Annotated in this window: 10 protein-coding genes; all 10 read left to right on the top strand. The window is 62.7% G+C overall.

Annotated features, from left to right (window positions below; genetic code table 11):
* The first annotated feature begins 307 nt into the window (after positions 1-307).
* The 10 genes from GII31_RS19010 (at position 308) to GII31_RS18965 (ending at position 16,467) form a co-directional block, all read left to right on the top strand.
* Positions 308-2,080: an AMP-binding protein gene (locus tag GII31_RS19010; RefSeq protein ID WP_260840106.1), complete on the top strand. Its 1,773-nt coding sequence runs from the start codon at positions 308-310 to the stop codon at positions 2,078-2,080.
* Positions 2,081-2,288: 208 nt separating this feature from the next.
* The gene (locus tag GII31_RS19005; protein WP_260840105.1) at positions 2,289-8,072 is read left to right on the top strand and encodes a non-ribosomal peptide synthetase; all 5,784 of its coding nucleotides are present in this window, start codon (positions 2,289-2,291) and stop codon (positions 8,070-8,072) included.
* The gene (locus tag GII31_RS19000) at positions 8,069-9,214 is read left to right on the top strand and encodes a saccharopine dehydrogenase family protein (protein WP_213244922.1); all 1,146 of its coding nucleotides are present in this window, start codon (positions 8,069-8,071) and stop codon (positions 9,212-9,214) included. The genes GII31_RS19005 and GII31_RS19000 overlap by 4 nt, the downstream gene beginning before the upstream one ends.
* Positions 9,207-10,226: an ABC transporter ATP-binding protein gene (locus GII31_RS18995; protein ID WP_260840104.1), complete on the top strand. Its 1,020-nt coding sequence runs from the start codon at positions 9,207-9,209 to the stop codon at positions 10,224-10,226. The genes GII31_RS19000 and GII31_RS18995 overlap by 8 nt, the downstream gene beginning before the upstream one ends.
* Entirely contained in the window at positions 10,223-11,041 is an 819-nt protein-coding gene (locus GII31_RS18990) for an ABC transporter permease (protein ID WP_246221952.1), read from the top strand. Before GII31_RS18995 ends, GII31_RS18990 begins: the two co-directional genes overlap by 4 nt.
* Before the next feature lie 226 nt (positions 11,042-11,267).
* A complete protein-coding gene (locus GII31_RS18985; protein ID WP_260840103.1) occupies positions 11,268-11,774 on the top strand; it encodes an ABC transporter permease in 507 nt (168 codons plus the stop codon).
* Positions 11,775-11,799: 25 nt separating this feature from the next.
* Positions 11,800-12,474, top strand: coding sequence for a class I SAM-dependent methyltransferase (locus GII31_RS18980; RefSeq protein WP_213244920.1), 675 nt, complete (start codon positions 11,800-11,802; stop codon positions 12,472-12,474).
* Positions 12,464-14,323 carry an ABC transporter ATP-binding protein gene (locus tag GII31_RS18975; protein ID WP_213244919.1) on the top strand — a complete coding sequence of 620 codons (1,860 nt, stop codon included), beginning with the start codon at positions 12,464-12,466 and terminating at the stop codon, positions 14,321-14,323. The genes GII31_RS18980 and GII31_RS18975 overlap by 11 nt, the downstream gene beginning before the upstream one ends.
* On the top strand, positions 14,313-16,052 hold the full coding sequence (locus GII31_RS18970) for an ABC transporter ATP-binding protein (RefSeq protein WP_213244918.1): 1,740 nt from the start codon (positions 14,313-14,315) through the stop codon (positions 16,050-16,052). Before GII31_RS18975 ends, GII31_RS18970 begins: the two co-directional genes overlap by 11 nt.
* A complete protein-coding gene (locus GII31_RS18965) occupies positions 16,045-16,467 on the top strand; it encodes a PaaI family thioesterase (protein WP_213244917.1) in 423 nt (140 codons plus the stop codon). The genes GII31_RS18970 and GII31_RS18965 overlap by 8 nt, the downstream gene beginning before the upstream one ends.
* The last annotated feature ends 34 nt before the right edge of the window (positions 16,468-16,501 follow it).

The following is a 16,501-nucleotide window of genomic DNA, read 5'->3' as shown; positions in this document are numbered from 1 at the left end:
TCAATCTGTGTTTGGCACTGGCGATTTGAGGTCGTACGCCGACCCGTTGCCCAATCCCGATGCCTGCTCTGGCCGGGAGCGACGGCCCGGTCCTTGCGCGCGGAAACGTTTAGGGTTACCTTAACTGACAGTTCAGTCTTATCTGGCTGCTCGGCACCTGGGGGCGCTGGAGACGATCGTCGAGACGGTTTGTCGGGGGGGCATGTGGCGAAAACGGACAATTCACCCACGTGATTTGTTCTGGCATAAAACGGACAATTCGGAAAATGTGACTGCTGTTCAGTTCTGGACCCATCTTTCTTGTTGCATGATCAAATTGACTCTCTACCAACGGGTATCGCTGTCGCGTATCCCGGACCATCCATCGCACGGGAGTTCATCAATGCGAGTTCACGAAGTATCCGGTGATCACCATGCCGGTGAAGCTGTGGCGCAGCCGGTCGTTCACGAAGCGCTGATCGACATGTTGACGTGCAAAGTCGAGGAGTGGGGGCGTGGAATCTATTTCGCCACAGCGCGAAGCGAAGACTTCTATCCCTACGCGCAGCTGTACCGGGATACGATCGTAAGCTCCGCCCGGCTGCTCGAAGCAGGTATCTCACCGGGTGATCGTGTGCTCTTTCAAGTGGCCGACTCGCGAGTGCTGATCAGATTGTTCTGGGCGTGCGCGTTCGTCGGCGCGGTGCCCGCACTGCTGCCGCCCGCGGTCTCCGCGGCCGACACGGTGCGCGTTGATCGGGCCGCTGCACTCATGCCGCAAGCGGCAATACTGGCTGATGAGCGTACTCACTCGTTGTTGGAGCGCAGTGGTTCTGCCGATAGAATCGTACGGACGTCTCAGTTGCTCGTAGACCAGGAGGGCGACTTCCGGGCATCGCTGCAGCCTGCCGAGGTCGGCCCGGAGTCCGAACGGCTGATCCAGTTCTCCTCTGGGTCGACCGGCCTGCCGAAAGGGATCATCGTCACTGAGCGCGTCCTGATCGGAACGCTCCAGACAACATTGCCGCAGCATGGCTATCGGTTCCAGAACTCCATGCTGACCTGGCTTCCGCTGGCGCACAACCTGTCGCTCGTGGGCTTCCATGTCAACTCGGTATCGCAGGATTTCGACCAGATCATCATGCCGACGGTCGACTTCCTCGCCAATCCCTACGTATGGATGGAGGCGATCACGCGGCATCGACCGACCGTCACCGTATGCCCGAACTTCGGCATGAAGCATTTCCTGTCCTATGTAGAATCGCGACCACCCGCGGAAGGCAGTTCCTACGATCTGTCGAGTGTGCAAAAGGTCATCACCGGTGCCGAACCGATCGATGCCAATGTGGCCGGGGAGTTTCAGCGTAGGCTTCGTGACTACGGACTTCAGGAGAACACCATCTGGACCGGCTATGGAATGTCGGAAGCATGTCTGACGATCTCCACCGCCGAATTGCGTTCGGAGCTGCGGACTATACAGTTGGATCGTGATCGCATCACCACAGGTGCGCGGTACGCGGATATCGCGACGGGCGACGGCGTTCGCTTCGTTTCGGTCGGGCGGGTCGCTCCGAGCATCACCCTGACGATTCGCGACGATGACGCCACTGTCATAGGCAACGGTGTGGTCGGTGAGATCCACCTGCAAGGGCCCACGATCACCGAGTCGGCGATCACCGATAAGGGCACCGTGCGACATGCCGTCACAGACGATGGTGCATTGCCCACCGGCGATATGGGAATGCTCCACGACGGTGAACTGTATGTGATCGGGCGCCGCAAGGAGATCATCTTCGTCAATGGGAAGAACTACTATTCGCCCGACCTTGAACGAATCATCTGGGAAAACGCGGCCATCGACACGGTCGTCATCGGCAGATCCAACCCGGACACCGGAGGTGAGGATGTGGTGGTCTACGTCGAACGCGGTGAGCATGGCGACCGAGCAGCGGTCGAGCGCTCACTCACATCGGCACTGATGCGAGTTGCCGGTGTGCCCACCACTCAGGTGTGCTGGATCGATTCCATTCCGGTTGCCCCCAACGGAAAGAAGCTCCGCGGCCTGGTCGGAAAGGGGTCGACCGTTGTCGCTGCGCAATGACCTCTCCGGCATGACCACCGAATGTGCCGGCACGTCCGTCGACGATCGACTTACACAGATTCTGTTCAACTCGGGGGGCGCCGTAGTCGACTCGCCCGAAGCGGTGCTTCGCGAGCACATCCCGAACTCGCTCGCTCTGATCCAGACATTCGTCGCGATCGAGGATGAGTATCGAATAACACTGGATTACAGTGGGTTTCACTATGAGATGACCGTTGCGAATCTGGTGGAGGAGATCCGGCGGGCGCCCAGCCGCGAACACGCAGGCGGCATTGCGGACGGTGATCGGCCGGATCGCGATGACGGCCGGGCGGTCATACCGCTCAATCCGATCCAGACGGCGTACGCGCTCGGCTCGCACGACGGCATCGAACTCGGCGGGCAGGCCACTTTCGTCTACTGCGAGGTGCGGTATTCGTACCCGGTCGACGAGGTGGTTGCGGCAGCCAACGCGGTGCTGGCCAGGCACGAAGTCGACGGGTATGTGCTCGACCTCGACTCCGGCGTCCTGTACCGGGAGGTTTGCGACCAGCGGCCCATCCGCCCGGCCCTCGGTGGCGACGGCGATCGGGTGCGTGCTCAACTGATGGATCAGGCGCGCGCCTCCAACGAGACAGGCCCACTGATCGCGGGCGTCGTCGTCGAGGACGCCGACGGTGCGCGCCTGCTGATCTACTTGAACATGATCATCGCGGACGCGGGTTCGGTCTACGTCTTCCTCAATGAGGTCGACGACATGCTGGACGGGCGTGACTTGAATCCGGTGATGTCGATAGTCGAGGCAACCCAGCGGGTGGGATCGGTGCACCGAGCCCGTGATCGCGTTCGCGACCTCGACTACTGGCGGGAAATGAGTGGCCGGCTGCCGACGCGACCCGACTTCGGGGTCACCGTGGCAGGTACGGAACAATGGGAGATGACGCGGAGACAATTCGTCGTCGAGCACGAGACCCTGACAAGGCTTGAAAGCAATGCCCTGATCAATAAGGTCTCACTATCGGCGCTCCTGCTGGCGGTCAACGCGGCGGTGGTCGCGCGTTGGTTGAACTGCTCAGGACTGACGGTGAACGTAACGGTGTCCGAGCGTAGCGCCCTCGATGCGCGGCGTCCGGTCATCGGCGACTTCACCTCCTCGATCCTGGTAGGTGTCGACGTCGACGGTGTGACATCGGTGCCACAGCTGAGCCGGTCCATCGGGCGGTCTATCGATGAGGGACTGGCGCACCGCAGCATCGGCGGAGTCGAAGTGATGAAGTCCTTTCTCCGGGGCGGTGGTGACCAGACCGCGGCGACCGCGCCCATCGTCTTCACCAGCTATGTCGGTGGATCCGGTGGTGAGCGCCTGCGATCGCGACTTGATCACGTCTATTCGCAGACGGCGCAGGTGTGTCTCGATATCCAGGTAATGCCGCGAGGCGACCAACTGGTGATCTCGTGGGACCTGGTCGCCGACTATTTCCCGCAGGCCGAAGCGATGTTCAGCCGAATGATGGCTGCGGTGGCCGAAGTGGCCGATGGTCGTGAGATCCTGCCGCTGCTCGACCCGGTCTCCGAACTCGCGATTTCCGACTACAACAACACCCGGCGGCCTACTACCGAACACACCGTGCTGTCGCTGGTGTATGAGTCGGTTCGTCGGTTCCCCGGCGAGGTAGCGGTCTGCCTGCGCTCGGCGGGCATCTCCTACCGGTACGACGAACTCTGGCGACTCTCGGCAGAGGTTGCGGCCGAGCTCATTCGGCTGGGATGCCGACCCGGAACCAACGTCATCGTGGAGTACACGCGCCATCCCGACGATGTGGTGAATATGCTGGCCGTGTTGCAGGCGGGCTGTGTCTTCGTGCCGGTCGATGCCGGCCTCCCGGCCAATCGGCGGGCATCAATCGCAACCACCTGCGATGCTTTCGCGGAGATACTGACCACCGGATGGCGACATAATCGATGTCCGGAAGTGGTGCGCGCTGATTCGATCGGCGGCTCACAGGACAATCCGATCGCGTCTCACCCGGATAGCCTGGCGTACATCATTTTCACGTCCGGTACCACCGGTCATCCCAAGGGTGTGGAGATCACTCACCGCGGGTGTGTCAATACATTGCTGGATATCAACGAGCGTTACGCGGTCACCGAGACGGACCGAATCATCGGATTGTCGTCACTCGGCTTCGACCTTTCCATATACGACATCTTCGGCACGCTGGCGGTCGGGGCGACGCTGTCGATGATCGCCGACGAGCGTGACGCGGACGAGATCATCGAGGTATTGGCCGCTACCGAGGTGACACTGTGGAACTCGGCACCGGCATTGCTCGAACTGCTCTTGCTGCGCGTCGACGACGGCGTACGGTTTCCCTCGGTCCGCACCGTCATGCTCAGTGGTGACCGGATCGCGGCAGGTCTGCCCGAGCGGGCGCAGATGGTATTCCCGGCGGCCGACATCCACAGCCTCGGCGGTGCCACGGAGGGTAGCATCTGGTCGATTTGCTACCCGCTTGCCGCTGACAGCCTTCGCCATCGGATTCCCTACGGATATCCCATGTCCAATCAGGGGATTCATATCCTCGGCACCGATCTGTCGCACTGCCCGATCGGGGTTCCGGGTGACATCTTCATTTCGGGTCTCGGTGTGGCACGGGGATACTGTGCCGACCCGCAGCGAACCGCTGCCGCATTCTTGGAGATTCCAGGATTGGGCCGGGCCTACCGCACTGGCGACGTCGGAGTGTTCAACGAGGAACGCTTTGTCGAGTTCCTCGGCCGCTCCGATCGACAGGTCAAGATTGCCGGCCATCGAATCGAACTGGGCGAGATCGAATCTGTACTCGAGCGCTCCGGTCTGACTGAATCGGTTATCGCGGTAACGGCTTCGGCTGCGGGCGAGACCGTTTTGGCGTGCTTGTACGTTCCGGTGCCGGGCACCGATGCGCATGCTGAGGCCGTGCTTGCCGAACTTGAGGCGAACCTGCCGCGGTACATGGTTCCTCAGCGCATCGTGGCCGTGGAGGAGATGCCGGTCACCGCCAACGGAAAACTTGATGGAACGGCAGTACAGGCACTCGTCGATGCCACCTCCACCGCGCTTCCCGGTCGAGGCATGCTTGCCGGGCGCGGTGCCGGGGCAGATGTCGCCGCCGCGGACGCCGACACGATCGAACGGGTGGAGGCGATCTGGGATGCGGTGCTCGCCGCACCGTCGCTGGGCCGGACCGAGTCATTCTTCGCCCGTGGCGGCGACTCGCTGGCCTTCCAGCGGATGCTGCGCCGGGTGCAGGCTGATTTCGGTATCCGCCTCAGGTTCAGGGACGTTATCGCCGATCCGTCGATCGACCGAATCGCGAGCCTGCTCAGCACTGCCGGCGACCACACGGCGCCAGAGCCGGCTGCTACCACCGCATCCCCGGACAGTGAGATCGACGACTACGGAAGCGATCCGGGAGATCCGTTTCCGCTCACCGACATGCAGATGGCGTACTACATCGGTCGGAACTCCGGATTCGAACTCGGCGGCGTTACCGAGCACTACTACGCGGAATTCGACTCCGATGTAGACATCGACCGCCTCGAAGAGTCGTTGAACCTGATCATCGAGCATCACCCGATGTTGCGCGCGGTCTTCACCGAGCACGCTACGCAGCGCATCCTGGCCGAAGTACCTCGATACCGCATAGCAGTGGACGATCTATCCCGCGCCTCGATCGGGGACATCGAGAACGCTATCGAGGCTAAGCGTGCCGAACTCAGCCACCAGGTATTCGACCTGGAAGAATGGCCGTTGTTCAGCTTGTCCGCTATCGCTGCGCCCCATGGTCGGCATCGGCTCTTCTTCAGCGTCGACATGATCATCGGCGACGGCGCGAGTCAGCGAATATTCCTTCGCGACCTTGAACTCGCCTATCGCGGAGAACGACTGCCTGATCCGGACGGTGACTACCGGACCTACGTGCTCGCATCGCGGGCGACGTCGCACGCCAGAGGTACCGACCCAGCCGACCTGCGTGCCGAACTCGATGCGATCGTGGACGACTTCCCGGCCGGCAATGTCCTGCCGAAGGTCTGCGAAGCCGCGGATCTGGTGGCGCCGACGATGCGTAGGCTGCACACGCGTCTGAGCCGAGAAGATACTCAACGCTTGTCATCAGCGGCGCGCAACGCCGAAGTGTCCGTGTCGGCGGTGCTGCTGACCCTGTACGCGTGCAGTCTGTCGCTCTGGTCGCTCGACGATGCAGTCGGGGTCAATGTGACTACCTACAACCGTGATTCCGACGTGGCGCCGGCCGAAGGCGTCTTCGGCGACTTCACCGGGTCGGTCCTACTCGGCTTTTCGGAGTTGGGTACCAGGAACCTGAAAGATCTGGTGCAAGAGACACAACGACGCCTGATCGACCATATGGAGATGGGCTACTCGGGAGTCCGACTGATCGGGGAGATCTCCGGCCGACGCGGATTGTGGGGGCAGGCGGTGGCGCCCTTCGTGTACACCTCGTTGCTGTTCGGGCGTGGCGACCGAGCGGCCGAGGAGGTGGTCAGCCCGTCGGTGCTCGGAGACGTGGTGTACGCGGTATCGCAGACTCCGCAGGTGCTGCTCGACCACCAGGTGCTCGACACGGGTGGCCGGCTGAGTATCGCGTGGGATTTCGTAGAGCAGGTCCTCGACCCGGTAATGATGGAGTGCGTGTTCGCGCACTTCGCCGCCACGCTGGACACGATCGTCGCCGACGGCACCTGGACTCTGGCGCCCGTTCCGGTGGCGGACGTGCTCCGACTCAAGAAGCAGCTCGGCGTCGGTGCTTCCGCGACCGGCGATCGACCGAGTGCGGCCATCGCCTCGGGAGTTCTGACTGTGGGTGACCCGGAGGTTATCCGGCAGGTGTGCGAACTCGCAGGTCGGGATCTGCCGACCAGAATCGTTGACCCGGATTCCAACTTGTTCGATCTGGGTCTGAGCTCGCTGCGCTTCGTACAACTGATTCAAGAGGTCCAGCGCCTCGCGGCGATCCGTATTCCCCTGGCGCAGGCATTGAATGAACCATCACCAGCCGCCATCGCCAGACTCGTGGTTGAAGCCGGTGCAGGGCAGGCCGACGGGCCGCTGACCTTGCTCAGAGCTGGTTCGGTGGAACTGCCTGTGGTCATGGTGCACGGTGGATTCGGGACGATCGATATCTACCGCGACCTGGCGCTGGCGCTACCGAACCGATATCAAGTGTGGGGATTGGACTTTCGAGACTTCGCACGCGTACACCCGCGTTGCCTCAGTATCGAGGAGATAGCCGCGTCGTACGTCACGACTATCGACGAAGCATTGTTGGGCGTCGACCACATCGTGCTCGTGGGGTGGAGTATCGGCGGAACGCTCGCTGCGGAGATGGCACGCCAGATCGGAAGCGAGCGTGCTTCATTGGTCATGCTCGACAGCTTGGCTCCGGGGCTGCATGCCGAGGTCGGTGACTTCGACGTCGAGGCAGAGCTGCGTCTCGTCGGCCCGCTGGTGAAGTCCATGACGGCCACGGCCGATCTACCGCCGGCGAGTGAAGCCTCGGCCGGCGAGGTGTGGGAGTGGGTGGAACGTTCGCTCGACGGGATCGGCGACGGTCAGTCGGCATTCGTACGCGAGATCGCGGCAAGAATTTCACCGACGCTGGTCGAAGATCTGGGCATCGTCGGCAACGGGGTCAGTCTCACTAATTTCTCGACCCTGCGCACGCTCGTCGCGGCGCGTAACGGATACCGCCCCGATGGACTCCTCGCCGATAGTGCGCTGTTCATTCTGCCCGACGACGGTGAGGCCGACAATCACGCCGATTGGGCCGACGGGTTGATCGGCGACCTTGCCCTGGTCCGGGTACCCGGTGATCACTACTCATCGGTTTTCGGCGACCGAATCGCGCCCACCGCCGACGCGATTGCTCACTACCTGGCCACCCGCCGGTCGCGGTTGGACCGAACTTCGGCAGACCAGGCTGCCGGCACGGTTGATCTGGAGGCTCCATGAGAATTCTGATAGTAGGTGGCAGCGGTGTCACCGGATCGATGATCCGCAGCAACCTGCACGCCTACGACGTCGACGTGTGGACCGCGTCACGACATCGGCCGCGCGAGGACCGAGACCGTCATTTTGTGATGGACGTCCGCCGAAAGCCGGCCGATGCGATCGAAGTCATGCGCCGATTCGACTGGATCGTGAACTGCACAGGCCCATTCGAGGATCTCGGCGACACGGTCGCCAAGCTCAGCATTCAGGCGGCGAGCAACTACATCGACGTCAACGACTCGATCGACGCCCGCCGGGAGATCCGACGGCTGGATCCGGATGCGCGGGCTGTGGGTGTTCATGTGCTGACCGGATTCGGCCTCTGCCCTGGGTTGTCGACTGCGCTGATGATGAACGCGGTGGACACCGAACTCGTTGCGCCGGAATCGGTGACAGGAATTCGAACGGACCTGGTCATCGGGGAGAAGCAGGTATCGGGTGCGGCCGCCATAGGCTCGATGTTCCGCACGATGCACGGTGACTATCGGGTCCTGCGCCACGGTGTCGAGGCGACGCTCGACCGGGCGACCGCTTCCCGCCCTGTCGAGGGAGCGGTGGCCAACGACGAAGCCGGCGCGAACGCAGACGGCCGGACTGCACTGATCGGCTACGAGTGCCCGGATATCGATGTCGTGACCTCGCTGTTCCCGAACCTCCTCGGCTACGAGTACCGGGTGGCCTTCGAGGCGATCGACGATGCGATGGTGACCAAGCTTCAGCAGTCCAGAGTCTTTACCCTTCCCGTCGTATCCGCAGCGCTCGCCCGGCTTGCCGCACGCGGAACGGCCAGGTCCGCACGTGCAACCGCAGGCCCCGAGCCATCGACACTGACCGTCTCATTCGATGATTCGGGTGTTCGGAGCACGGTTACCGGGTTGTCGTCGTACGCAATTACCGCCGTCGTCCCGGCGGTCACGCTCGGTGCCCTGCTCGAGACCGACACCACCATCCTCGATACCGGACCCGGGGTCATCGAGGTTGCGCAGCGCCCGGCGATGGTTCCGCATATTCTGCGAGGCGTGAAGGACGCGGGAGCCACGATCGACGTCCTCCCGGCGTTCGACGCGCCGCCTGTCGCGCGGGGAAGGGCTACCGGTGCCTGACGATATCTCCGGACGGTCGGATTCCGATATCGCGATCAAAGCCGTAGGCCTGACCAAGAGTTTCGCGGCCGGAAAAGACAGTCCGGTAACAGTTCTCGACGGGATCTCGTTCGAGGTGCCGCGGGGGGCGATCGTCTCGTTCCTCGGCCACAACGGGGCGGGAAAGACGACGCTGATCCGGATTCTGTCGACGCTGCTGAGCTTCGACGCGGGCAGTGTATCGGTGTTCGGCGACGACCTGGCCCGAGATCCACGAGCGATACGCGACCGAATCGCAACGACAGGGCAATTCGCGGCAGTCGATGAGAACTTGACCGGTCGGGAGAATCTGGAGTTCTTCGGCCGACTGCGTAGGCTGGGTCGGCGCGCCGCGGCGGAGCGGGCAACCGAACTACTGGCGGTCTTCGGTCTCGACGACGCCGCGGATCGCCACGTCAAGGAATACTCCGGCGGGATGCGGCGGCGTATCGACATTGCGATTTCGTTGATGGTGGTGCCGGATCTGCTGTTCCTCGATGAACCGACTACCGGACTGGACCCGGTCAGCCGGGAGGACCTGTGGGCGCTGGTTCGCCGGTTGCGGGACGACGGTATGACCTTGGTATTGACAACGCAGTATCTGGAAGAGGCTCAGGCACTCGCTGATCTGGTCTATCTGCTGAAGGACGGCTCGATTGTGGACGCCGGCACTCCGGGTGAAATCAGGGGGAGGCTGGGCACGCACGTTCTGGTCGCTGCCTTCGAGTCAGACAGTGATGCAAAGCATTTTGGTAGTCACCTGAGTCGTGCGGGGGTCGTAGGTGCGGGCGTACGAACTGAAGGTCGCACGGTGACCTGCGATGTCGCACCAGGGGCGGCGGCCATCACGGAGATCTCCCACGTCGTGGCCGTGAGCGGGATCGCTCCGGAATCTCTGAGCATTTCGCCGCCCACTCTGAACGAAGTGTTCATCCGGGTCAACACCGCAGACGCAGCCGCGACCGGGACAGGTCGATCGGGGAGTGGCCGGTGATCGCGCCGCATCGTCATCCGGAGGCCGAAGCAGCCGATCGTACGGCCGTCAGCGGCGACGCGCCGACAGCGGGCGGAGTCCGTGCGTTCATCCGCCGCGATCTCGCCCTGTTGCGTCGAAACTCCGCGTCACTGATCTCCATGTTCGTTGTTCCGCCCCTATTTCTTCTGTGTCTGGTCGGTGTATTCGGCTATTCGGCAGAGGAAAGTGGCGTCGACTATCTGCGTTATATGCTGGCGGGCTGCATCTTTCAAGCCGGTATGTTTACCTCCAGTGCTTCGGCGATGGCCGTCGCGCACGACGTGGAGTCGGGTATTCTGGATCGGGTCAGGCTCGTTCCCGGCGCTCTCGCCGGATTCTTGACGGGCCGGCTCGTCGTAGACATGGTGCGAATGACCGCCTCGACCGTGACGCTTTTCATCGTAGCCCGACTGTGTGGTTTGTCGTTGAGGTGGTCGGAGTATGGACTGACACTCCTCTGGGGCCTGGTCGCTGCTCTCGTCTTATGCCTCATCACCGACGGGTGGATAGTGTTGTTGGACAAGCCCGTAGCAGCGGCCGCGAGCGTGCAGTCATTCGAGATGCTCTTGTTTCTGTGCTCGACCGCCTTCATTCCCGCAATCGCGCTGTCCGGAGCTCTTCGGGCTGTGATCGAACACATGCCGTTCTCGCCGATCATCGCCGTGATCCGCAACGTGCTCACCCACGAACTATCCCGCGGAGGAACCATCGAGGCCATGACCTGGATCGTCGCACTGGGGTCGGTGGGGATCGCCCTGATCGTCAAGCGGTTCTCGGGACGCAGTGCGACATGATCACCATCACTGTCGTACACGGCTGGCGTATTCTTCGGCAGTGGCTGCGCGGACCACGATTCTGGTTGACGGCCATCGCCTTTCCGTTGCTCTACGCCGGCGTGGTCAATCTGCTGTTCGGTGCGCTGGTCCGGCAGTTCACCGGCGACTTCGATCCCGCGGACGCAACGATTCTCGTCGCCGTGTCCTGGGCGTTCATGCTGTGCATCATGGGCTCGGTGATACGTTGTCCGAGCGCGACAGCGGCATCTACGAACGGTTCGCGACGATGCCCACACCGTACGCCGCTGCGCTCGCAGGTCGGGTCATCGTCGAGTTCGTGCGCCTCATCATCATGATGTTCACTCTGACGGTGGTCACGGAACTGGTGTCCGGGTCGCGACTGCTGGCCGAGAATGCCGCGACTGTGATACCGGTATGGATCATCGTGGCGGCGAGTGCCGCGTGTCTGGGCACCCTCGTCGGCTTCTCGATAAGAACACCGCAGGGTGCGGTCGCGGTCATACCACTGATCGTCGTCGCGATGTTCGTGAACACCGCCATGCAGCCCGCCGAGAATTATCGGCCCGCGCTCAGGTGGCTCGCCGAGCTCACACCGGTGTCGGCGGCGAAGCGGGCCATCACCGAATCCACCCTCGCAGGATGGCTTCCGTTGCTGGTCTGGTCGGGGTTCCTGGTGATCGTGACCGTCGTCGGGCTACAGAAACAAAAAGGGAAGGTGGGAAGTCATTAGGCTTTCAGACACGGCGCATCGGATCATGGATAACAGGATCGTTCTCGCCGGATATGAGAACTATGTATATCCGAAGTTCCTGACCTCCTATGCGAAAGAGCCTTACGACCATGCCCGGGTGTATCGCGAGCTGCGCGCGATCGAGCCCCGGCGAGAGCGCAGGCTGCCGTCGGTCGTCGTCGATCTGTGCTGTGGCACCGGGTGGTTCGCCCGTAAGATCGCCCGCGACGGTACCTGTACGGGCGGCCGTATCATCGGGGTCGACTTCTCGGTCAATGCCATCGACGTGGCGTGCAACCGGCACCGTGACCACAGCAGCGGTATACCGGACGCGGATGTCACATTCTACGTCGCCGACGTTCTGCAACCGGAGACCCGTACCCTACTGTCGGCAGCGCCCGCAGACGAAGTCTGGATCATCGGGTCGTTGCATCAGGTGAGCGACAAAGGGCGGCTGACCGCCTTGGTCGACGAGATCCTCGCTCCCGACGGGCGAGTGCTGATTCAGACTTACCGCGATGTGCCCGGTGCGAACGCCGCTGCCGACATCGCAGCGATGAAACGGTTCGGCCACTCGGTGTTCGCCGAGTCCGAGCTGGCGGAGCTGGCCGGTCGGTACGGCCTCGTAGTGGTCGGTGAGCGGCAGATCGGTCTGCTGTATCTGTGTGTGCTGGAGCGTGATGGTTCTCATGGGAACTGACAGGGCGAATTCCGACGTCGGCAAGGCTCGGACTTCCACGTCCGTCGGCACCGCGACGACCGCCGCCGTACCGCCTGCGGTACGTCCTGCCGACCTGCTCAAGCCGGTACTGGGCAGGCTGTACGGTGTCGCGATGCTGTCTGTGGTGACGGCGGTGGCCACCGTGATTCCGCTGCTGTGCGTCATCGAGATCGCCGACCACGCGGGCGACGAATCACACACGCGGCTGTGGATTCTCGCGGGCATTCTGGTGATTGCGGCGGCGATCAAGGGGGCGGCGAGTGCCGGTGCGGGTTTCTACGGGCATGTCATCGACAACGACGTGCAACTGTACCTGCGGAGCAGCCTCATCGCGCATATCCGGCGGGTTCCGCTCGGGTGGATCGACAGCAGACGCTCGTCGGGTATCGTCGCCGGCGTCGAAGGTGACGTAGCCTCCGTGCACCACATGGTGGCGCACACCGTGCACGAAACCGTTGTCGCGATCCTTGTGCCGGTGATCTCGCTCGTCGCCTTGTTCATCGTCGACTGGCAGTTCGCGCTGATCGCGGTGGTGCCGGTGATCGTCACCTTCCTGGTGATGGCAGTGATGCTGTCAACCGGGGCACAGAAGCAGCAGACGTACAACCGGGCCAACGAGAACATGGCCGCGTCGGTGGTCGAATTCGTACGTGGCATCAGCGTCATGAAGGCCTTCAACGTGACCGCCGCCGGAATGGACCGGTACGCCGATCGCCGGAGGTCGCTCGTCGAGGCGTGGTCGGACTGGTCACGACAGTCGAATGTCTACCTTGCGCTCATCGACATCCTTACCTCACCGGTCACGATTCTGCTCATGATGTGTGCGGTCGGTGTCGGACAGACCCGGGAGGGAACACCCATCGGCCTTATCGCGGGAATCGTCCTGGGACTTGGCCTGGCAGCGTCGATAGTGGCTGCGGCAATGAATTCGGAGGCTCTCATCTCCGGTATCTCGGCGCTCGGCGCGATTGCGGAGGTCCTTTCCACCGAACCCGTGCCCGAACCCGCCGAACCCGTGAACCTCGGCGGCGCGGGGCCGCTCGACGCGACAGTGGTCATGGAAGACGTCACCTTCGGATATGGCGCCGGCGATCCGGTGATCCAGGGGATTTCGATCGAGTTTGCGGCGGGAACGACGACCGCGCTGGTTGGTGCATCAGGCGCGGGAAAGTCTACCGTTGCCACCCTGCTGGCCCGCTTCCACGATCCCACAACCGGGCGAATCACACTGGGTGGGCACGATCTGCGGGAGGTGGCGACCGGCGATCTGTATCGGCACATCGGTGTCGTCTTCCAGGACCCGCTTCTGCTGTCGATGTCACTGCGGGACAACATACGCATCTCTCGCGCATCCGCCACCGACGACGAGATCATGGACGCGGCGCGCCGAGCTCACATCGCCGACGACATCCTGAATCTTCCGAACGGCCTGGACACGGTTCTCGGTGTGGAGGTCGAACTGTCCAGTGGACAGGCGCAGCGCGTCGCCATCGCCCGAGCCTTCGTCACTCGATGTCCGGTACTCATCCTTGATGAGCCGACCGCGTACGCCGACCCCGATTCGGAGGAGTCGGTGCGGGCCGCCGTCGCCGAGTTGTCACGAGATCGCACCGTGATCATGATCGCGCACCGACTCAGCACAGTAGCCGGTGCCGCTCAGATCGTCGTCCTCGACAGCGGGCGGGTGGTGGAGCGCGGCAGACCCGAAGATCTGCTGAAAAATGTTGAGGGCCACTATGCGAAGCTCTGGCGGGCATACGGCGCCGACGCCGAGATATCCGCTTCGGCCGCACCTATCGACGCTATCGGAGGCGACGGTGATTCGTGATCTGTTCGAGCTGGTCGATGAGCGGACCCGCACGATCCTCGGCCGACTGATCGGCCTGACCTCCATCGCGGCGATCTGCCAGGGCATGGCCTTCGTGGCACTGTTCCCGTTGCTGTCGGCGATTATCGACGATGACGAGTCCGGCGTGGATCGGTGGTTCTTCGTGATCGCCATCCTCGCGGCAGTCAATGTCGTGCTCAGCGTCATCGCAGGCTCCGTGGCCCGGTCCGGTTCGGCTTCCCTGCTCGATAGCCTTCTGACGACTCTGGGACAGCGGATCTTGTCGCTGCCGCTCGGATACTTCCGGGATGCTACGGCAGGCCGGTTCTCCGAGATGGCGTCGTCGGGAATCGGGTTCGCCGCGGCTGTGCCGCATGCGGTCATCAGGCCGGTGATCTCAGGGGTGTTGACACCGGCGACCATCGCGATCGGGGTAGCCGTTATCGATTGGCGCGTCGGACTGACGTTGTTGATCGCGGCACCCCTCATCTTCGTAGCCTATCGTGGCATAGGCAGGGCGACAGGACATTCCGACCGGGAGCATACCGCCGCTGCGGCGCTGGCGACATCCAGGATGATCGAGTTCACCCGATGTCAGGTGGTGTTGCGCGCCGCCGACGAGAACTCCCGCGGTGTCGGACTGGTCGAAGAAGCGCTGGTCGGGCAGTACGAAGCGTTCGGCCGAGCCACCAAGACCCAGGGCCGCGCTGTCGCGCGGTTGGGCAGTCTGGTGCAAGCGGTGTTCACCGCCGCGGTGGTGCTGGCGGTGGTGCTGGCGATCACCGACCACCTAGATCCCGTGACACTCATCGCACTACTGATCGTGGTGACCCGATTCACCGACCCGATCATCGCGGCAGGTGTCCTGTCCGGAGGATTCAGTCAAGGCCGCAATACTCTGACCGACCTCAAGGAACTGCTGGATACTCCGGGGTTGAGCGAACCGCTACAGCCCGTGGTGCCACGGCGATACGACATCGAATTCCGTGACGTTTCGGCCGGCTACGGTGGCGAATACGTGATCAACGACGTCGGCTTCACGATTCCCGAGAATTCCCTGGTGGCGATTGTCGGACCGTCGGGATCGGGAAAAACCACGCTCATCCGGTTGCTATGCCGGTTCGCCGATCCGGACGAGGGGCAGATCCTCATCGGCGGTGTGCCGTTGCCGGAAATCGGTACGGCAACGGTGAATAGCCTCGTAACCCCACTCTTTCAGGATACGTTTTTATTCGACGCCACCATCGAGGAGAACATCCGAATCGCTCGGCCGAACGCGACGACGGAAGAGTTGTCCCGGGCGATCGCCGCATCTGCGGTCGAGTCGATGATCGGGGACCTGCCCGGCGCGATGGCCACCAATGTAGGTGAGGGCGGCACGTCGTTGTCCGGTGGACAACGCCAGCGCGTTGCACTCGCGCGGGCGCTACTCAAAGACAGTCCGGTGGTGCTATTGGATGAGCCGACCGCCTCCGTGGATGCGGCCACCGAGGCGGCGATCATCGACGCGCTGTTCGCCCTTCGCGATGCGCACACTGTCGTCGTGGTGGCACACCGCCTGCACACCGTGCGAGACGCTGACCTGATCATCGTGCTCGGAGCCGACGGGCGGGTGGTCGAGTCGGGCACACACGACGAACTCATTGCCGCGGGTGGGCTATACCGCGAGCACTGGGATAGACGGCAGGTTGGCCTCACACCGACCGAAGAGGAGCGGGTACATGGATGACGGTGCGCTGGAACGGGTGCGGAAACTGAACGGCAGCAGGGACAACTTCGGCCGATACATCGGTATCGAGTACTGCGAGGTCACTCCTGACCGGGTACGCGCGGTGGTGAATCTGACGAGTAACCACATGCAGGTGTTCGGCAGGGTGCACGGTGGCGTGTATACGTCGGTCGCGGAAGAGGTTGCCTCGTGTGCCGGTATGAAGTGGCTTGGCGCCAAAGGCACTGTGGTGGGAGTCAATAACAACACAGATCTGCTTCGCGCGAGTCGGAGTGGAACATTGCATGCCACCTGTACTCCTGTGCATCGAGGTCGGTCGCAACAACTGTGGCGGGTCGATATCATTGATGATGAGGGCAAACAGGTGGCAGTCAGCCAGGTGCGTCTGGCGAACGTCGATCCGAGTCGGCAGTGATGGTCGTTCGGTCGGAGAACCGGACCCGATGTCC

Source organism: Gordonia pseudamarae, assembly GCF_025273675.1.
Classification (GTDB): Bacteria; Actinomycetota; Actinomycetes; order Mycobacteriales; family Mycobacteriaceae; genus Gordonia; species Gordonia pseudamarae.
Note: the sequence above shows the minus strand (reverse complement) of the source record. Positions and strands in the feature narration are given on the sequence as shown.